The sequence below is a fragment of the Psychrobacillus sp. FSL K6-2843 genome (genome assembly GCF_038626375.1).
In the GTDB taxonomy this organism is placed as follows: domain Bacteria; phylum Bacillota; class Bacilli; order Bacillales_A; family Planococcaceae; genus Psychrobacillus; species Psychrobacillus faecigallinarum.
Genome location: NZ_CP152021.1, coordinates 2,764,928 through 2,783,088, shown reverse-complemented (window position 1 = coordinate 2,783,088; position 18,161 = coordinate 2,764,928). Strand labels below are relative to the sequence as shown.

12 protein-coding genes are annotated in these 18,161 nt (G+C 35.6%); 9 read left to right on the top strand and 3 right to left on the bottom strand.

What is annotated here, in order from left to right; all coding sequences use genetic code 11:
* The first annotated feature begins 83 nt into the window (after nt 1–83).
* A complete protein-coding gene (locus MKY94_RS13985; RefSeq protein WP_144535255.1) occupies nt 84–542 on the top strand; it encodes a DUF948 domain-containing protein in 459 nt (152 codons plus the stop codon).
* Between the two features lie 19 nt (nt 543–561).
* A complete protein-coding gene (locus MKY94_RS13980) occupies nt 562–1,176 on the top strand; it encodes a YtxH domain-containing protein (RefSeq protein ID WP_144535257.1) in 615 nt (204 codons plus the stop codon).
* A 538-nt stretch (nt 1,177–1,714) separates the two neighbouring features.
* On the opposite strand, the gene pilM is transcribed toward MKY94_RS13980, so the two are convergent.
* Nucleotides 1,715–3,850: a pilus assembly protein PilM gene (gene pilM, locus MKY94_RS13975; RefSeq protein WP_342577245.1), complete on the bottom strand. Its 2,136-nt coding sequence runs from the start codon at nt 3,848–3,850 to the stop codon at nt 1,715–1,717.
* A 166-nt stretch (nt 3,851–4,016) separates the two neighbouring features.
* Between pilM and MKY94_RS13970 the strand changes: the two genes are divergently transcribed.
* The 7 genes from MKY94_RS13970 (at nt 4,017) to MKY94_RS13940 (ending at nt 16,217) form a co-directional block, all read left to right on the top strand.
* The gene (locus MKY94_RS13970) at nt 4,017–5,102 is read left to right on the top strand and encodes a bifunctional 3-deoxy-7-phosphoheptulonate synthase/chorismate mutase (protein ID WP_144535261.1); all 1,086 of its coding nucleotides are present in this window, start codon (nt 4,017–4,019) and stop codon (nt 5,100–5,102) included.
* Between the two features lie 127 nt (nt 5,103–5,229).
* Nucleotides 5,230–6,228 carry a catabolite control protein A gene (ccpA, locus tag MKY94_RS13965; protein WP_144535263.1) on the top strand — a complete coding sequence of 333 codons (999 nt, stop codon included), beginning with the start codon at nt 5,230–5,232 and terminating at the stop codon, nt 6,226–6,228.
* A 533-nt stretch (nt 6,229–6,761) separates the two neighbouring features.
* Complete coding sequence (gene lepB / locus MKY94_RS13960) at nt 6,762–7,382, top strand: signal peptidase I (protein ID WP_154310310.1); 621 nt, start codon at nt 6,762–6,764, stop codon at nt 7,380–7,382.
* Nucleotides 7,383–7,523: 141 nt separating this feature from the next.
* Entirely contained in the window at nt 7,524–8,066 is a 543-nt protein-coding gene (locus MKY94_RS13955; RefSeq protein ID WP_342577244.1) for a ClbS/DfsB family four-helix bundle protein, read from the top strand.
* A gap of 144 nt (nt 8,067–8,210) precedes the next feature.
* Nucleotides 8,211–8,591 (top strand): VOC family protein, encoded by a 381-nt coding sequence (locus tag MKY94_RS13950; RefSeq protein WP_144535269.1) that lies wholly within the window; start codon nt 8,211–8,213, stop codon nt 8,589–8,591.
* A gap of 379 nt (nt 8,592–8,970) precedes the next feature.
* On the top strand, nt 8,971–9,678 hold the full coding sequence (locus tag MKY94_RS13945) for a DNA alkylation repair protein (RefSeq protein ID WP_342577243.1): 708 nt from the start codon (nt 8,971–8,973) through the stop codon (nt 9,676–9,678).
* Between the two features lie 749 nt (nt 9,679–10,427).
* On the top strand, nt 10,428–16,217 hold the full coding sequence (locus MKY94_RS13940) for an NPCBM/NEW2 domain-containing protein (RefSeq protein WP_342577242.1): 5,790 nt from the start codon (nt 10,428–10,430) through the stop codon (nt 16,215–16,217).
* Nucleotides 16,218–16,334: 117 nt separating this feature from the next.
* On the opposite strand, the gene MKY94_RS13935 is transcribed toward MKY94_RS13940, so the two are convergent.
* Nucleotides 16,335–17,537: an acetoin utilization protein AcuC gene (locus MKY94_RS13935; RefSeq protein ID WP_144535277.1), complete on the bottom strand. Its 1,203-nt coding sequence runs from the start codon at nt 17,535–17,537 to the stop codon at nt 16,335–16,337.
* Nucleotides 17,507–18,154, bottom strand: coding sequence for an acetoin utilization AcuB family protein (locus MKY94_RS13930; RefSeq protein WP_144535279.1), 648 nt, complete (start codon nt 18,152–18,154; stop codon nt 17,507–17,509). Before MKY94_RS13930 ends, MKY94_RS13935 begins: the two co-directional genes overlap by 31 nt.
* Between the last annotated feature and the right edge of the window lie 7 nt (nt 18,155–18,161).

Sequence of the window (18,161 nt, the reverse complement as noted above, 5' to 3'; positions counted from 1 at the left end):
AGTATAGTATATAGAGTAAGAAGTTTAGTTTGGTTCAATTAGGGTAAAAATACTACATAACAAAAATGATGGGGAGTGTCCAAATGGAAAATCTATTATACATAGCTGCAATTGTAGCGGCCATAGCATTTCTAATATTATGTATAAGCTTGGCGGTAACTTTGTCTTCCGTTAAAAAGACCTTGAACAATGTGGCAGATACATTAGATGGGTTAGAGGCTCATTTACAAAACGTAACAAAAGAAACTGCTGAACTTTTGCATAAAACAAACGAACTGGCAGTGGATATTCAAGATAAATCCGAGAAGCTTAATACGGTTGTAGAAGCAGTGAAAAATGTTGGAACATCGGTGAATGGATTCAATAACTCAATACAACGCCTGTCAACTTCTGTCACTTCAGAAGTGGAAAAAAATGAAGATAAAATTGCACAGGTTGTTCAGTGGAGCAGCATTTTCCTTGGCATACGTGACAAGTGGAAAGAACGCAAAGCAATGGAACAAGCTGGCTTTTATACATTTGAAAAAGACAATATAAAATAAGCTAACTGGAGGAATTGAAATGACTAATTACGAATCAAACAAACCAAATTACAATGATGCAAAATTTGACCACGAGTACTATGCAAACCAATCATCATACGATCGACAAGGGCAGCCTAGCTATCCACCAATGCCTTCTTATAAGGAAAGCCGCCACAATATCTATAAGGATGAAGAAGTAAACGGTAAGGACTTCATCATGGGAGTAATTATCGGTGGTATCATAGGTGCTACGACAGCACTATTATTAGCCCCAAAAACAGGGACAGAGCTTCGTGACTCCTTAACATCTCAAGCAGGCCAGCTGAAAGAAAAAACAATCGACCTTTCTTCAACTGCTAAAGAAAAAACAACTCAAATTTCTAAACAGCTGCAAGAGCAATCTGGTCAGCTAGTAGACAAAGTGAAAAACATTAAAGGTTCACCTGCTTCACCATTAGATGATGGTACTGCTTCATCTGAAGGAGAAGAACCAATGGATTTCATGGAGACTATTTCTCAAACTACAGAAGAGCTAACAGAAGAAGAGGAAAATGCTACTGCAGTTGCTGAAGCTATTAAAGAAGCGATTACAGAAGAAAACGATTCTAATTCAAACTCAAACTCTAAAAAGACTACCACTACAAAAAAATAAAAGAACAAGCAGAGATGCTTGTTCTCAAACTGTAGAAAAAGTACCCCCGGAGTTCTTCTCTAGGGGTACTTTTTATTTAAGTTCAAATTACCACCCTGAATTTTATGGTGAGTCGTCTATATAAGACGTTTTCAACTCACATTAGGCAGCTGCCAATTCCAAGTCGCGAGTTTAAAAAAATACTTGCGTTACTGGTACTCACTTTTACATGAATTGAATCCAATGAATACATTGTCTTCTCTATTAAACCAAAATCTATGAATACTTTTAAGAGATGTGATAAAAGATGTCTTAGAAGATTTATAAAACCTACACGTTTTAAATAGTTAATATTAGTCGATTGGAATGGAAGGCGTGAAGACTCCTACGGGAACAGCACGAGCCGAAGCACGCGGACTGAGCGACGCCTGAAATGGAAATCGACGATTTCTTACTATAGTACCGTTAATAAAAAAAAGACTATAAGACAATTCCAATATCTTTGGGTTTGTCTACAGTCTGATAGAACAAGCAGAGATGCTTGTTCTTTTTTATTTTTCTACCCTACTCGAATTTCCAGTTGGTCTCCTCCGAAAATTTCTTCATCAAATCGGGAAGGTTGACCATTTCTCAAAATTTGAAAAGAGGTGGCATTCTCTGGAAGAGTCCACTCTGTGAAGCGAAACACATCTTGAAAAATCCAGGAGGAGTCATTTGCTTCTTCCCATACAATCTTGGCATTGTTTGGTATGACATCACTTCCTTGAAGAGTCAATTCTCCCATAGAAACTATAGCAAGCTCTTTAAAAAGTTCAACTTTTTCACTTTGAAAGGTGACTACTGTTCTAATAGATAATTTTTTGTTTAATATCTCAGCCAATTTTTCCAACGTAGGGTACTCTAAAGTATTGATTACTATTACGTCATTATCTTGAATGGAACTCTGTAATTTGCCTTTCATCCCGTTGATGAGTAGGTTAGGAGAAAGAACGGGCATATAGTGATTTTTATCGTTAATGGTAACTGTGTAAGGGTTTAGCTTCTCTATATAGCTTTCCTTGTTGATGATATGTAGGAACTGTTCTACTGTCTGAACTGTTTCCACAGTAACCTTGTCTCTTTCCTTTAAAGGAGTGTCTATTGTAGAAGAAGCACCGTTGATATAAATCTTTGGTTCTACAATATACATAACTCCTTGGAAGGTGACTGTTTGAACAGATGCCTCATCCAACAAGTCTCGAACAGTAGCTACTCCTGGGTTTCCATCTTTTCCTTCTAGAAGCTCAATTGTATCATTATTTTTTATGATGGTTTTCGTATTAGCCTCCATTCCATTTACCATTATCAAAGCCGCTTGACCATGTTCTCCAGGGATATGAAGAGTTTGATTATTAAGTTGGATAGATAGAGCAGCACCAGGTTTCCCGTATAATTTTCGGGTTGATATATTCGCAGCTAATAACGCATCACCAACTGTCATTTCCTTAAGTTCAAATAAACGAACAACCTGCCCATTCACCTTTACAGACATATACTGAATAGGAGACTTTTTCGCTGCAATTGCAATACCAATCGGTGTGACAAGCTCCGGTGTGATTGGAATATGTTCTTCCTTTGTTAAATCTTGTATTGCATCGATACCTCTAACAGCAACTCTATTAGCTGGCAAATTTAATGCTTGTTCTAAAGAGGTGGTGATGGTAGGTGTTAGGCTACCACCTCCTACAAGCATGACAGCTTTAGGAGAGCGATTATTATTTAAACGTAGTATCTCTTTTGAAATTTCAGTTGCTAGTTCTGTAATTGTTGGTTTTAGAGCTTCTATAACTTCTTCCTTTGGTATGTCCTGTTCAAAACCAAGGATATCCTGCACTTGAATGTAATCATTAGTATTGATTGCTCTCTTTGCTTTTTCAGCAAGAGGAAAGTCCAATAAATAATGATCGCTTAATGCTTCGGTAATTTCATCTCCCGCATATGGAACCATACCATAGGCGACTACTGTACCAAAGTCAGTGATTGCTATATCTGATGTTCCTGCTCCAATATCAACGAGGGCAACATTCAAACGACGCATTGATGTGGGAATCAATACATTAATAGCTGCGATTGGCTCTAATGTAAGAGCCTCCATTTCTAAATTAGCTCGCTTTAAAGCAGAAATCAGAGATTCAACCACAACTCGCGGAAGAAAGGTAGCTATTACTTCTATTGAGGCTTCCTCACCTTGTTGGTCAACCAAGCTCCCAATTTCTTCTCCATCCAATTTGTAGTATAAAACACTATATCCAACACAATAATAGTGACTAGACTGATTTCCATTGTCGGGCTGAACAAGAGCATTTTGAGCCTGTTGAACTGCTGAAAGCTCTAGTCTACTAACGTCTTCCTCGGAAAAAATCGGTCTATTTTTTATATTCATTTTTATCTCGGCTTGCTCAGTTTTTAAAGCTCTTCCTGCTGCAGCAACGCTTACTTTTTCTAAAGGACCATGCTTAGCTTCTAGTTTTTCCTTTATCGATTGTATTACCTCTGCTACTTTGAGCACGTTATGTATTTGACCATCCATCATTGCTCGATCCTTATGTTCTTCCACAAGTATGTCAACTACATGAAACGTTTCATTTCGTTGTTCTAGAATTATTCCTACGACAGATCGTGTACCGATATCTAATGCAAATAGGGTAGATGACAAGTTCTCACTTCCTTTTTAATATGAGACACTTTAGCGAGTTGAATCGCTAAAATAAAAAGCGTGACATTTCTCAAATGATTGATTATAATATGAATTATATCCTAAAATGTATCATAATTTTCAGGCGATAGAAAGAGTCGTAGCTGAGACGAAAGGAGAAATATCTATGAATCAAGTGGATTTAGAGGCTTTACGAAGCCGTGTAGACGAGATTAATGTAGAAATTCTACGTTTAATCAATGAAAGATCGGAAGTAGTGCAAGAGATAGGTAGAGTTAAAGAAAAGCAAGGTGTAAATAGATATGATCCTCTTCGTGAAAGACATATGCTAGATCATCTTAAAGAAAACAATGACGGTCCAATGCCACAATCAACTGTGGAGCATATATTTAAAGAAATCTTTAAAACAGCTCTAGAATTACAAGTGGATGACCAGAAAAAAGCACTTCTCGTTTCTCGCAAAAAGAAATCAGAAGATACAATTGTAACAATTAATGGAGAACAAATTGGTACAGGAACGCCATCGTTTGTATTTGGCCCTTGTGCTGTTGAATCATATACGCAGGTTGCAGAAGTTGCTGCTGCGATCCAATCTAAAGGATTAAAGCTAATTCGCGGAGGAGCATACAAACCACGTACGTCTCCTTATGATTTCCAAGGACTTGGCTTAGAAGGATTGAAAATTTTAAAACAAATTTCTCAAGAATTCGGTTTAGCGGTTGTTTCGGAGATCGTAACACCTAGTCACTTAGAGGAAGCACTTGACTATGTAGATGTTGTACAGGTCGGTGCCCGAAATATGCAAAACTTTGAACTATTGAAAGCAGTAGGTCAAATAAATAAACCTATCCTATTAAAACGTGGGATTGCAGCTACTTTAGATGAATTTATCCATGCTGCTGAATATATTATCTCTCAAGGTAATGACCAAATCATTTTATGTGAGCGTGGTATCCGCACATATGAAAGAGCTACAAGAAACACTTTAGATATTTCGGCAGTGCCTATTTTAAAACAAGAGACTCACTTGCCTGTATTTGTTGATGTGACGCATTCAACTGGTCGTCGTGATATTTTACTACCTGCTGCTAAGGCTGCAATTGCTATTGGAGCTGACGGAGTAATGGCAGAGGTTCACCCAGATCCTGCAGTGGCATTGTCTGATGCTGCTCAGCAAATGAACTTAAAGCAATTTGATGAGTTCTATGATTCCATTCAAAAATTCATGAAAAATCATGAAGTTCACGCATAAAATATAGTATTGTCACAAAACCGACTCTAAATAAGAGTCGGTTTTATTATTTAATTGAAAGTTGTTGAGGATATAAAGTATTATTTTAATATATACTGTAAATTAGATAAGAAAAGGAGGGTATGCAATGACTATCACTATTTATGATGTAGCAAGAGAAGCTAATGTATCTATGGCTACTGTGTCACGTGTAGTTAATGGCAATCAAAACGTAAAACCAGCAACTCGCCAAAAGGTGTTGGCCGTGATCGAACGACTAGATTACCGTCCTAATGCTGTGGCAAGAGGTTTAGCAAGTAAAAAGACAAAAACCGTAGGGGTTATTATCCCGGACATATCAAATGTTTTTTATGCGGAATTAGTACGCGGTATTGAAGATATTGCAACTATGTATCGCTATAATATTATTTTAACGAATTCCGATCAACAGGAAGAAAAAGAAGTTCAGTTATTGTCGACCCTCTTAAGTAAACAAGTAGATGGTATAGTCATGATGAGTGACTATGTTTCAGAGGAAATGTTACATGAGATGAACCGGGCAAATGCACCGGTTGTTTTAGCAGGAACAGTGGAGCATTCTAATTCGTTCCCTTCTGTGAATATTGAATATCGTGAGGCTGCTATTGATGCAGTGAATCGACTTATTCAAAACGGTCACAAGCGAATCGCCTTTATATCAGGTTCCATTTCATCTCCGATTAATCGTGACTTTAAGCTTGCGGGCTATGAGGAAGCGTTGGAAAATGCGGATATCGAAGTGGATGAGGATTTAATAGTAGGCGTCGATAATACATACGACGATGGTTTAGCGGCATGGGAACAGCTTTGTAAACTGGACAATCCACCAACTGCATTTTTTGCAGGAAGTGATGAAATAGCAATCGGACTTATTCACGGAGCACAGGATAGTGGCTTAAATGTCCCTAATGATATTGAAATTATAAGCTTTGAGAATTCCAAACTTGCTCGAATGGTACGACCGCAATTAACTAGCGTAGTGCTTCCTTTATATGATATTGGAGCGGTTTCCATGAGATTGCTGACTAAGTTTATGAATAAAGAAAAGATTGAGGAACAAAATGTAGTTCTTCCTTATCGTATTGAGGAAAGAAATACAGTTAAATAACATTGTTGAGGGAGAGTCATGATGCATTCATGACTCTTCTTTTTTATGGAGAGAACCATTTGCATATTAGTACCTATCCATTTAATCACATAATTGCTATTTTATAAGATACGGGAGAATGAACAAAGAATAGTCGATTTCAGCTTTATGCGGACGCTTTCCGTGGGGGAATGATAAGCCATCACCGTCGCTTACGCGTCTCATCTGTCGCACTGATCCCATTGGAGTCGCCGTATGCTGCTCCAATCATAAGTTGTGTGGAAGTTAGATTGCCGGATGGATAAAACAAAATCAACTATTAAAGTTAAATTCAATTTATATAAAAAGTAGGATCAATAGATGGCAAACTTCCGCTTTCGACTGACGGTTTTCGTGGGGGGAACGATATTTGAACGACTACTCTGTAACATTTCTTAATTAAACCAGCTCATAATCTCGATGATCTACTTTACAATTTCGTTGATTCAGTGAGAAAATATTTTGCTTAAACTAACAATGCTGTTTAGTTTAAAAAAGCAGGTATTACTAAACGGATGTCGAAGGTGTTAATTAAAGGAATTATTCTATTAGAGAAAGAGGTATTAAAAGTGAGAAAAACTAAAGATAAAAATGAATTATTGGAATGGGTAAAAGCAATAGGCATTGCTATCTTATTTGCCTGGGGAGTTCGAGTATTTATATTAACACCTATTGTCGTTGATGGTGCTTCTATGATGCCCACCTTTGAAGACGGTGACAAAGTAGTAGTGAATAAAATTGGTCCAAGATTGACGGAGTACAAGCGATTTGATGTGATTGTATTTGAAGCAAAAGAAGATACAAATTATATCAAGCGTATTATAGGTATTCCTGGTGACCGTATTGCTTATGAAAACGATGAACTTTTTATTAACGGTGAGAAGTACGAAGAACCCTACTTGGATGAATATAAAAAAGCTTTGCTAGGCAATGATACACTCACTCAAGACTTTACATTAGACCAAAAATTAGGTGAAATTGCTGTGCCAGAGGGACACTATTTTGTACTGGGAGATAATCGTCTTAATAGTATAGATAGTAGAGATCCTAGTGTTGGTTTTGTACCGATGGACAAATTTTTAGGGTCTGCAGAAATTGTTTTTCTTCCTTTAGATAATTTAAAGTTAATAAAATGATTCTGTTATTGTTATTCAACAAAATTGGAAAGTAGTAAAAGTAGGATAGAAATTATTGTAAAGAATATTTAATGATATAAACTATTTTTGCGGAAGACCATTTGATAATAAAAGCTTATAGTAAAAAAGGATGGAATGATTATGATGGTAGTAAGTGAAAAAGAAGTTCTTATACTGAATAGCGACAGAAATTTTAAATCACTTCTTGATATAATTGATTCTGTACCAAGCAGAAAAAGAAGTGTTTCTATTGAGACTCTAGAAAGAGATAAGAATTTTCGAGATGTATTAATGCATCTGTATGAGTGGCATGTAATGCTTGAAAGGTGGTATAGAGAAGGAATGGATGGAGATATCCCTTTTATGCCGGCACCCGGTTATAAATGGAGTACTATCAAGCTACTTAATATGCAGATTTGGAAAAACTATCAAGATGTAACATTAAATCAAGCTATAAAAAAATTTAAGTTAAGCCATGAGAGAGTAATGAATTTAATAAAGGCACATACGAATGAAGAAATCATGACAAAGAAATACTATAAGTGGACTAAGACAAGTAATTTATACAGCTATTTTGCAGCAAATACCTCCAATCATTACATATGGGCTATAAAAAAATGTGAAGTTATTGCAAATTATATTAATGACGGAGAAAAGGACAAGCTTGTGAAAAAGAGTACCTAAAGTAATGTGATAAGTTCAAAATGACCATCATTTCCAGGGTTTATTTTAAACTAAGCAGTAAAATTAAGAAGGATTCTTTTTCCCAAACAAAGAATATTAGTTAAGATAGTAAATCAGTCTTTTTAAAAGGGAGTGACGGAGAAGATGTTAAGTAAAATCGGTCAAATTATGTTGTATGTAAATAACCAAGATAATGCTGTGAAATTCTGGACAGAAAATTTAGGTTTTACTGTAATAGCTGAAGAGAACAATGATCAGGGTTTTAGATGGATTGAAATTGCTCCGATAAATGGTGCAGAAACAAGTCTCATTCTGCATAATAAAGATTTTGTCTCTAAAATGTCTCCTGGATTAAATCTTGATACTCCTTCATTAATGTTTTTCACAGAGGATATCGAACAATTATACAATGACTTATTAAATAAAAAAATTACAGTCGGAGAGATAGTAAATATGCCGACTGGTAGAGTATTTAACTTTGCAGACAATGAAGAGAACTATTTTGCAGTAATGGAAAAAAAGTAATTTCCTAAATAATAGTTGATAAGTACAGGTAAGGCTACTTAATCTAGGTAGCTTTTTTATTATGTAAGGATAGATATTAACTTTAAAGAAAACATTTGTAATAGGTTTGCAAAACTTGGCACTTCATAATGAAGTAATATATGCCTTGTTGAAAAATATTTTTGTTTTTTATTATTAATTTTAACCTTGTGATATAGTACAACAAAAATCTCATTTCGATAGATAAGCATGCAAATCAGATATGAGCGAACACTTTCGTTCGTTTTATATTAGTGAGCAGAATACGCGCATAGTGACTCCTTTGTATAGGATAATAGTGATGTATTGGATGGGTATAAATATTAGGTTGAAGAATTCTTAAAAAGGGAAGTGTGAAACAATGAACTTAGAAACGGTAATGCAGGAGCTTGAAGCACTAGGTAAGGAAAGAACTAAAAAGATATATCTTTCTAACGGAGCACATGAACCGCTATTTGGCGTGGCTACAGGTGCAATGAAACCAATCGTAAAGAAGATAAAAATAAATCAGCATTTAGCTGAGGAACTATATGCCACTGGGAATTATGATGCGATGTACTTTGCGGGTATTATTGCAGATCCAAATGCAATGAGTGTGTCCGATTATGATCGATGGATGGATGCTGCTTATTTTTATATGCTGTCTGATTTTGTAGTAGCAGTTACTTTATCTGAGTCAGATATTGCACAGGAAGTTGCTGACAAATGGATTGCAAGCGGGGAAGAGCTAAGAATGTCTGCTGGATGGAGCTGCTATTGCTGGCTTTTAGGAAATCGAAAAGACGATGAATTTTCAGATGAGAAAATTTCCAATATGCTTGATATGGTAAAAAATACGATACATGAATCGCCAGAACGAGCGAAATCCTCTATGAATAACTTTATTTACACATTAGGGCTTTCCTATTTACCGCTCCATAAGAAAGCATTAGAAACTGCTAAGGCTATAGGTCCTGTGGAAATAAAACGTGAGAAGAAAAAAAACAGTTTTCTTAATGCTTACGAAAATATTCAAAAAGAGATTGAAAAAGAAAGGCTTGGTTTTAAACGTAAACATGTAAGATGTTAATTTGTTAGAGGGATACTTAAAAACATCCATCTATAAAATTCTCTTTTTATAGCATGTGCGTAATTGAATAAAATTGTATTCCATTGTCTGCTTTTAATTCCTAACTAATTAGGAAATAGAAGCAGCTTTTTTGTATTCTCGTTAATTTCCATTTTATATTCACTACTGGGGAATATTATCAATAGGATGGCGTCCTTTTATTCACTGTAGCTTCTAAGCTACAAGTCCAAAAGTATTATTAAGAATTGTACTAAAATAGCTTACATATTCATTTTTACTTCTATAAAAATTAGGCTTCTTCACCTTTTAAAATACCCGCTATTATTTTACATTATTTTCTTTATTTTTATTCGAAAAGGATACTTTGTAAACTTATAAATACCATTTAGGTGCAACTTAAAACCCTCTAAAAATTTTTGAAAACAAGAGGTAATTAGTAATATTATTGTGTCTAGAATGGTACATATAAACCGTTCTAAAGTATTGAACATCAAAAAAATAGCATTTTAGAGTTCATAAAATGTTGACACACTATTGTGAACGTTATAATAATAAAATTGTGAATAAATGGATAGGTAACTTTTAGAAGCGTAGGAAGAGATAGCTAAAGAATCTAATAGTTTATCATGAACTCATTATTTGAAAATAACTTATCTTACATTTTATTTAGTAAGTCTTTGGGGAAAATAGTTTCTTACCCGGCAGAGTTCTTTTTCCATGTTTCACAAAAAAACATTAGGAGGTAATGTATGAAGAAGGCTAAGAAAACTATGTCAAATATGATTGTAGTTGCAACCTCGGCTGCCTTAATTGCTAGTTATTCGGGAAGTGCCGTAAACGTTTTGGCGGCATCGAGTACTGATGCAATAAAAACGGCTGTAGAGCTCGAAGTAAAGGAAGCGAAAGAGGCAACTGTTAGTAAGTTTGACTTGTACGAAAATAGTTATTTAAACGCGTATAACGAAGTGTTTAAAGTAGCGAGAGAGGGTATTACATCCGTCACAACCAACGGCGGAAATTATTCTGGCTCTCCTGTTGAATATGCGATAGATGGAAATTTAAATACCCATTGGGAAACTGGAAAACCAAATAGTACTGCATTTACTAATGAGTTGATATTCACCTTCAAGGATTCAACTGAATTAAACAGAATAGTTTATGCTGCAAGACAGTCAAGTGCGCAAGGAAAAGGTTTCGCCCAAGAGTTTGAGGTATATAGTTCTTCTACTGACACAGGTGATGACTTTGCATTAGTATCTCCAGGAGAATATAAAAGAACAACAGGAGATATAATTGAGATCGAATTTGATTCAACAGAGTTTAAGAGAATCAAATTTGTATTCAAAAAGGCAAATCAAGATTGGGCAAGTGCTGCTGAATTTGGCTTTTATAAAGAAGACCATGTAAGAGCTAGTATGAAATCATTATTTACAGATAGCACTTTTACTAAAGTAAGTGCTGAATTTAGTAGTGTCGAGGCTTTAAATAACTTAGATAAAGAAGCGCAAAATCATCCTTTATATGAACAATATAAAGAAGACATTGAGAATGCTAGAGTTTTAATTACGGAAGAAAAAATAGAATCTACAATAGCGACCACGAAGCAATTTAAATATTATTCGGATAACGAGTATTCAAAACTATTTAGAATGGATAACGATAATATTCTTAGCATTAGAAACAATGGAGGTCACTATAGCAGTTCTGTGATTGGAAATGCTGTGGATGGTAATATAAGTACATATTGGGAAACAAATAGAGCTAACACGACTAGTTTTTCTAACGAAGTAGAAGTGACCTTTAAAGAAGCAATTACTCTAGATAGAATTATGTACGGAGCAAGACCTGACAATAAAGGCTTTGCAGAGGAATTTGATATTTATGCCTCTCAAACATCAACAGGTGATACTTATCAGCTTGTAGCAAATGGACAACATAATCTAGTTACTGGATTAGTGGAAGCTAAGTTTGAACCTACAAATTTTAAGCGAATAAAATTTGTGTTCAAAAAGTCAAATCAAAACTGGGCAACGCTATCAGAATTAGCATTTTATAAAGAAGATGTTTCATCTAACAAAATGGCAAAGTTGTTTACGGATAGCAATAAAAATAGAGTAGCAGCTGAGTTTAATACGGTAGAAAAATTAAAAATCTTAGAAGATAGCGTCAAGGAACATCCTTTATATGATGTCGAGTTCAAAGAAGATCTTACCAATGCCTATGTATTAATAAATCAAGAAGACGTAGAGACAACCACAGCGGTAACAAGAGCTTTTGGTTACTATGATAACGTAGCATATACAGAGCTATTTAAAATGAATAATGAGAACATAAAAAGCATTCGTAATAATGGTGGGCATTATAGCAGTGCTGTCCTCGCGAATGCTATTGATGGGAACATAAGCACATACTGGGAAACAAATAGAACGAATACAGCTAGTTTTTCAAATGAGGTAGAATTAGAGTTTAATGAATTGATAACGTTAAATAGAATCGTGTATGGGGCAAGATCTGACCGTAAAGGCTTTGCAGAGAACTTCGATATCTATGCTTCTCAAACGTCTAAAGGTGATACATATCAATTAGTGTCTACCGGTAAACACAATGTAATTAGCGGCTTAGTGGAAGCCAAATTTGTGCCTACACAATTTAAACGTGTGAAATTTGTATTCAAAAAATCAAATCAAAATTGGGCAACATTGTCAGAAATAGCATTCTATAAAGAAGATCCTATAGAAGATAAAATAAACAATATTTTCACTGATGATACAATGAGTGAGCTTACATCTGAATATAATGAGGTAGCTAAAATTAATGCGTTAGAAAACGAAGCAAAGGCACATCCATTATATAGTATTTTAAAATACCGTTTAGATTTAGCCAAACAGCTACTAAAAGGTGAAATCGTTACGGATGGAAGAATCACTCAAGTAGAGCAGCATGGGAATATGATGAGTCATGCTAACCAAAATTTAAAGTTTGGTTTCGGGAATAATTATCAACCAACAGGAATTGCTGCACTGCCAGGAGATAAAGTAACTGTTTATGTAGAGGCGGATTCAGATGGGCCACTACCACAAATTGTATTCGCTCAACAGGAAGGAAGTTTTGCTAACTGGGCTAGAACAGTAAATTTACAACCGGGAAAAAATGAAATTACTGTACCCGCAGTGCCTCAGGATAGCTGGTATAAACAAGAAGTTACAAAGGGCGGGTCAATCTACATTCATAATCCATATACGCCAGAACAACAACAGACTTCACCAATCATTCGTATTGAGGGTGGAGAAAGAATACCTTTTGTAACGAAAGATACAAATCCAGAGGAGTTTAAAGCTTTTTTAATCGATTATAAAAATCGTTTGGATTTGGACAAACAGAATCATCCAAATGTGGAAGATAGAAAGCTGATCGATGTGGTGGAGGTAGTGAGTGACCACCTCGTATTCACTGGGACAGCAACTGGCGCCTATCAAACTTATTCCGTGAATGGTTACAACCCTTTAGACACTGTAAAATCCTATAATAATTATATGGATGAAATTTTTAAATTTTATGGGTTAGACGGAAGTAATGAAAAGAACGATCCGAAATATATTCGTGAGAATATAAGGTTAGCACAGCCATTTGGTTATATGTATGCATATACGAATCATATAGGTGTTCAAGGTGACGTTATGGAAAGTATGTTAGTGCCAGACAGCTATGGCTGGGGAATATCACATGAAATAGGGCACAGAATGGATGTTAACGCTCGACTTTATGGGGAAACAACAAACAATATGATTGCAATGCAAATGTCAGTATATTATGGAAAAACAGATCAACGAATTCCTTATGAAGATGATATCTATAAAACGATCTTCGATGATAATCCTAGTCCATATGAGCCACAAGGGTACTTCAAAAGACTGGGTGTATTCTGGCAATTGGAAATGTATCATAAGGATTATTGGGGAGAATTAAATAAGCTATACAGAGAAAGAGATATCTCAGCTGCTACGGAAGATGCTAAACAGCAGTATCTAGTCGAACTTTCATCTGAAGTAGTCGGTCAAGATTTAAGTGAACACTTTGCTAGACATGGCTTCACAGTGAACCAGGAAACAAAAGAAAAAGTTAGTAAATATCCAAAGCCTAAGAAAGTATGGTATTTAAATAATAGTGTACTAGGATATGAGGGTGTTGGATTTTCTAAAGGTGCTTCAGTAGATGTAAACATTGTTCGTGATACTGAAAAGAAAACTAATACAATTCATTTCGTTATGGACAAAGCTAATAAAGACGACTTACTTGGATATGAAATTAGTCGAAATGGTAAAATGATTGGATTTACTTCTACAGCATCATTTGTCGATCAAAATATTAGTTCGAACGAAAATTATACGTATCAAATAGTAGCCTATGATAAGAAATTAAATACCTCAGAGCCATTAGAAATTAAGGTATTTAAACCTACGCTTTCAGTTGAAGACCATCTGACACTTAAACTAAATCAAAGCTTCGATCCAATGTCTTATGTGAAGGCATCTGACTATCAAGGCATAGATATTACAGAAGATGTTGTCGTTAAATCAAATAATGTAAATACAACCCAAAAAGGGAACTATGAGATTGTTTACGAAGTAATCAATAAAGATATTAAAGAAACGAAAACGACACAAGTGACAGTAGTAAGTGACTTCGAATACGCTTCTGATATGAATCCTGTATCTTCTAACATAGCATGGGGTGGATATAAAAAAGATAAATCACCATCTGGGGGAACAATTGGTCTTGTTAGACAGGGACTAGAGGCAACGTACGCTAAAGGCATCGGCGCACATGCTATTTCAGAAATCGTGTATAACATTGATGGTAAGGGATTTGATTTCTTTGAAAGCTATATAGGAATTGATCAAGCCATGAGAGGAAAAGGTTCATCTGCAGCATTTGAAGTATGGGTAGATGGCGAAAAGAAATATATAAGCAATAATTTCAATTCAAACACAGACAGTGAATTTATAAGAGTTCCTTTAACTGAAGCTAAAGAAATAAAACTAGTAACGACCGATGCTGGAAATAATGGATCTGACCATACAGTGTGGGCGGATGCAAAGTTTACAAAAAACTCTAGTAAACCAGTTATTACTGTTAAATCAGAAGCAACTAAGGTTGGACAGCCTATCGATATCAAAGGACAATATTCAGCTGTAGATGCGGAAGATGGTGATTTGACTGATCGAGTAGAAGTTACAGGAGTTGATAAAGTTAACTTCAATAAAACTGGTAAATATGAGATTAAATATACTGTAACAGATAATGATAATATTACGGTAACAGAAATGAGAACAATTTCAGTAGTAAACATGGAAGACTACAAGTATCTTTCAGATTTCGATTGGAAGTCCACACAGAATAGCTATACCGCTCCTAAGAAAGATAAAGCAGTAAGTGATAACATTTTAAGATTAACAAATGAGAGTGGTAGTCAAGTCTTCTATGAAAAAGGGATTGGAGCACATTCAAATTCAACAATTGTATATGATTTAACAAATAAGGATGTAGATTACTTTACTTCATTTGTTGGGGTAGACCGTCAAATGTATGGCACTGTGGGCTCTGTTATATTCCAAGTATTTGTCGATGGTGAGAAGCGATTCGACAGTGGGCTCATGAATTCTAGAGATGCTCAAAAGTTTGTTGAAGTTAATTTAGCTGGAGCAAAAGAAATAAAATTAGTCGTAACTGACGGTGGGAATGGAAATGGATCTGATCATGCAACATGGGGTAATGCTAAATTACATTTCGCTAATAGTGAGAGAATTTATATGCAGGATTTAATGGTGATTATTGAAACTGCAAAAGCTATTAATGCAGAAGACTATACGAAAGAAAGCATGAATGCTCTAATAGCTAGCCTTGCAAAAGCAGAAGAAGTTCTAGCTAATACAAATGCTACTCAAACAGAAGTCGATGAAGCGGTAAATGCATTAGAAACAGCAAAAGCAGGTTTAGTTGAAGTAATATTAACACAAGTAATTACGATTAAAGACGATTATTTACGAGAATCTATTAAAAGTACATTAGGCTTAAAAGAGGAAATTACGCTTAATGATATGCGTAAGCTCACATCACTAACAAGTGAATCGAAAAGAGTACGTTCTCTTGAAGGTATAGAGTACGCACAAAATTTAGAGACGCTAGATATTTCTGGGAATGAAATAACAGATTTTTCTCCATTAAATGAGTTAAAAAATTTAAAAACGTTAATTGCTGACCTTCAATTTGTTGATGTGGGAGAATTAAAAGGTCCCCTAGTGGAAGTAGAAAACCTTGTTACAGGGTTCGATGGTAAAAAAGTAAGACCTGATGTAGCTGGACTTAACAAAACTATTACAAATAAAGAGATACAGTTAGATGTAAATGCATGGGAGAATAACCCAGAAAGGTTTACAATAGATCTTTCTGAGGAAGAGAAAGGACTTTATTGGTTAGGTCTTTCTTATAAAGTCGGAGAAAATACTGTAATCTTACGCTACCTAATCAACAATAAATAAAAATCATAGTTACAGAGGCAAAACTTTAGAAGCCCAGCTACCTTTTGGTAGCTGGGCTTCTTCTATTATCCTAAATATTTATAAATCCGGATCAACGACTTTCAAGTGCAAGAGCAGCTAGTCTATATCCTTGTATGATTTTTGACTTCGCAATTGATATAATGCTTTATCGAGCATTTGTTTATTCTTTTCCATAATTTCTATTTTTCTAGGTATAGGCTCGTAGAGAGGATGAGGATCCATCCAAGTTGGGATAAAGGGAACCGGCGATTCTGGACTCCATTTTTCTATCCAAGTTTTTGGTAGATCTCCTGTTGGAGATTGGATATCATTCATCTCCATCCAAAGCAAAGACCAGGCTCTTGGGACAACTCTCCAAATGTCATATCCGCCTCCACCTACAGCAATCCATCGACCATCACAATATTTATGTGCTAATTCATGAGCAAGCTTAGGTATTTCCCGATAAATATTCATCGTTCCATACAGATGGGTAAGAGGGTCAAAATAATGGGCATCTGCACCATTTTGACTTAGAATGACATCTGGCTTAAACCACTCTACAATCTCAGTAAAGCTAGTACGATATATATCTAGAAACGACTCATCCTCTGTGAAGGCATCAATAGGAAAGTTAAAAGAAGTACCATAACCTTCTGCTGTCCCTCTCTCAGTAATATTACCTGTTCCGGGGAAGAGATATCTTCCAGTTTCATGAATGGAAATAGTGCAAACATTTGGATCGTCGTAGAAGCTCCATTGTACTCCATCACCGTGGTGAGCATCCGTATCTATGTAAAGAACACGAGCATTAAATTTTTCTTGCATATACTTGATAGCAACAGAACTATCATTATACACACAAAACCCAGATGCTCTGCCTTTGAAGCCATGGTGTAACCCACCACCTAAATTTATTGCATGCGTCGATTTTCCCTCCATAACATAATCAACGGCAGTTAAGGTGCCCCCAACTAAACTAGCGCTTGCCTCATGCATATGAGGGAAAATGGGAGTGTCTTCCGTACCTATCCCATAACTCTCGTATTTAGAGGTATCACCAGTTTCGAGGCTAGCTTTTTTTACTATATCAATATAGCTAGGGTCGTGCACTAGACTCAGTTCTTCATCAGTGGCTATGCGAGGTGCAACGATCTCTGAAGATGATAATGCATTCATTTCCTTTAGAAGGTCTACAGTAAGTGTCAGACGTTTTTGGTTAAAGGGATGTGTATCGGAAAATTTATAACCAAGCTGATTCTCTGAAAAGATAAAGACGGCATTCTTTTTCATACAATCAATCCCGGTTGACTTGGCCATAAAACTTCAAACCCAGCATCTTTTACTGCCTGCACTAATTTAAGAGTATTCATCGTTTTAACGCGTAGTACTAAAATTTTATACTCACTATCGTTTTTATCAGGATATACCAATACACTAAGTAAATTCATTTTTTGCTCATAAAATACTTTGGATATTTCAAATAAGACGCCAGGTCGGTTGGGCACTCTTATTTCCATTTGGGATCCCGGCTGGTGGACACCAGTTAACTCTATAAATTTATAAAGAAGATCAGATTCTGTAATCATGCCGACTAACTTTCCTTGGCTTGTGATAGGCAGGCAGCCAATTCGATTGTCGTAAAAAATACATGCGGTTTCTTCCACGAAATCTAGCGGATGTCCTGTTATAGGATTCTTAGTCATAATTTTTTCTAATGGCATATTTAAAACATCCGCATCTTGTATAACTTGAAGGGAGGAGGGGGTTGCTTCCTTTAAGTCACGATCAGTTACCACCCCTAGTACTTCACGTTCCTCGTTAATAATTGGTATATGCCTAATACGTTGTTCTTTTAAAACTTTTAAAGCATCATTTATTGTATGTGATGGTGTTAAAGTAGGTACTGATGTATTCATGATTTCTTCTACAAGCATAAAACCA

What these genes read in the sequence shown, in the direction of transcription:
- MKY94_RS13980 (WP_144535257.1), top strand. Translation starts at nt 562, where the DNA reads ATGACTAATTACGAATCAAACAAACCAAATTACAATGATGCAAAATTT.
- MKY94_RS13955 (WP_342577244.1), top strand. Translation starts at nt 7,524, where the DNA reads ATGATGGTAGTAAGTGAAAAAGAAGTTCTTATACTGAATAGCGACAGA.
- MKY94_RS13945 (WP_342577243.1), top strand. Translation starts at nt 8,971, where the DNA reads ATGAACTTAGAAACGGTAATGCAGGAGCTTGAAGCACTAGGTAAGGAA.
- MKY94_RS13950 (WP_144535269.1), top strand. Translation starts at nt 8,211, where the DNA reads ATGTTAAGTAAAATCGGTCAAATTATGTTGTATGTAAATAACCAAGAT.
- MKY94_RS13930 (WP_144535279.1), bottom strand. Translation starts at nt 18,154, where the DNA reads ATGCTTGTAGAAGAAATCATGAATACATCAGTACCTACTTTAACACCA.
- MKY94_RS13935 (WP_144535277.1), bottom strand. Translation starts at nt 17,537, where the DNA reads ATGGCCAAGTCAACCGGGATTGATTGTATGAAAAAGAATGCCGTCTTT.
- ccpA (WP_144535263.1), top strand. Translation starts at nt 5,230, where the DNA reads ATGACTATCACTATTTATGATGTAGCAAGAGAAGCTAATGTATCTATG.
- MKY94_RS13985 (WP_144535255.1), top strand. Translation starts at nt 84, where the DNA reads ATGGAAAATCTATTATACATAGCTGCAATTGTAGCGGCCATAGCATTT.
- lepB (WP_154310310.1), top strand. Translation starts at nt 6,762, where the DNA reads ATGTCGAAGGTGTTAATTAAAGGAATTATTCTATTAGAGAAAGAGGTA.
- MKY94_RS13970 (WP_144535261.1), top strand. Translation starts at nt 4,017, where the DNA reads ATGAATCAAGTGGATTTAGAGGCTTTACGAAGCCGTGTAGACGAGATT.
- MKY94_RS13940 (WP_342577242.1), top strand. Translation starts at nt 10,428, where the DNA reads ATGAAGAAGGCTAAGAAAACTATGTCAAATATGATTGTAGTTGCAACC.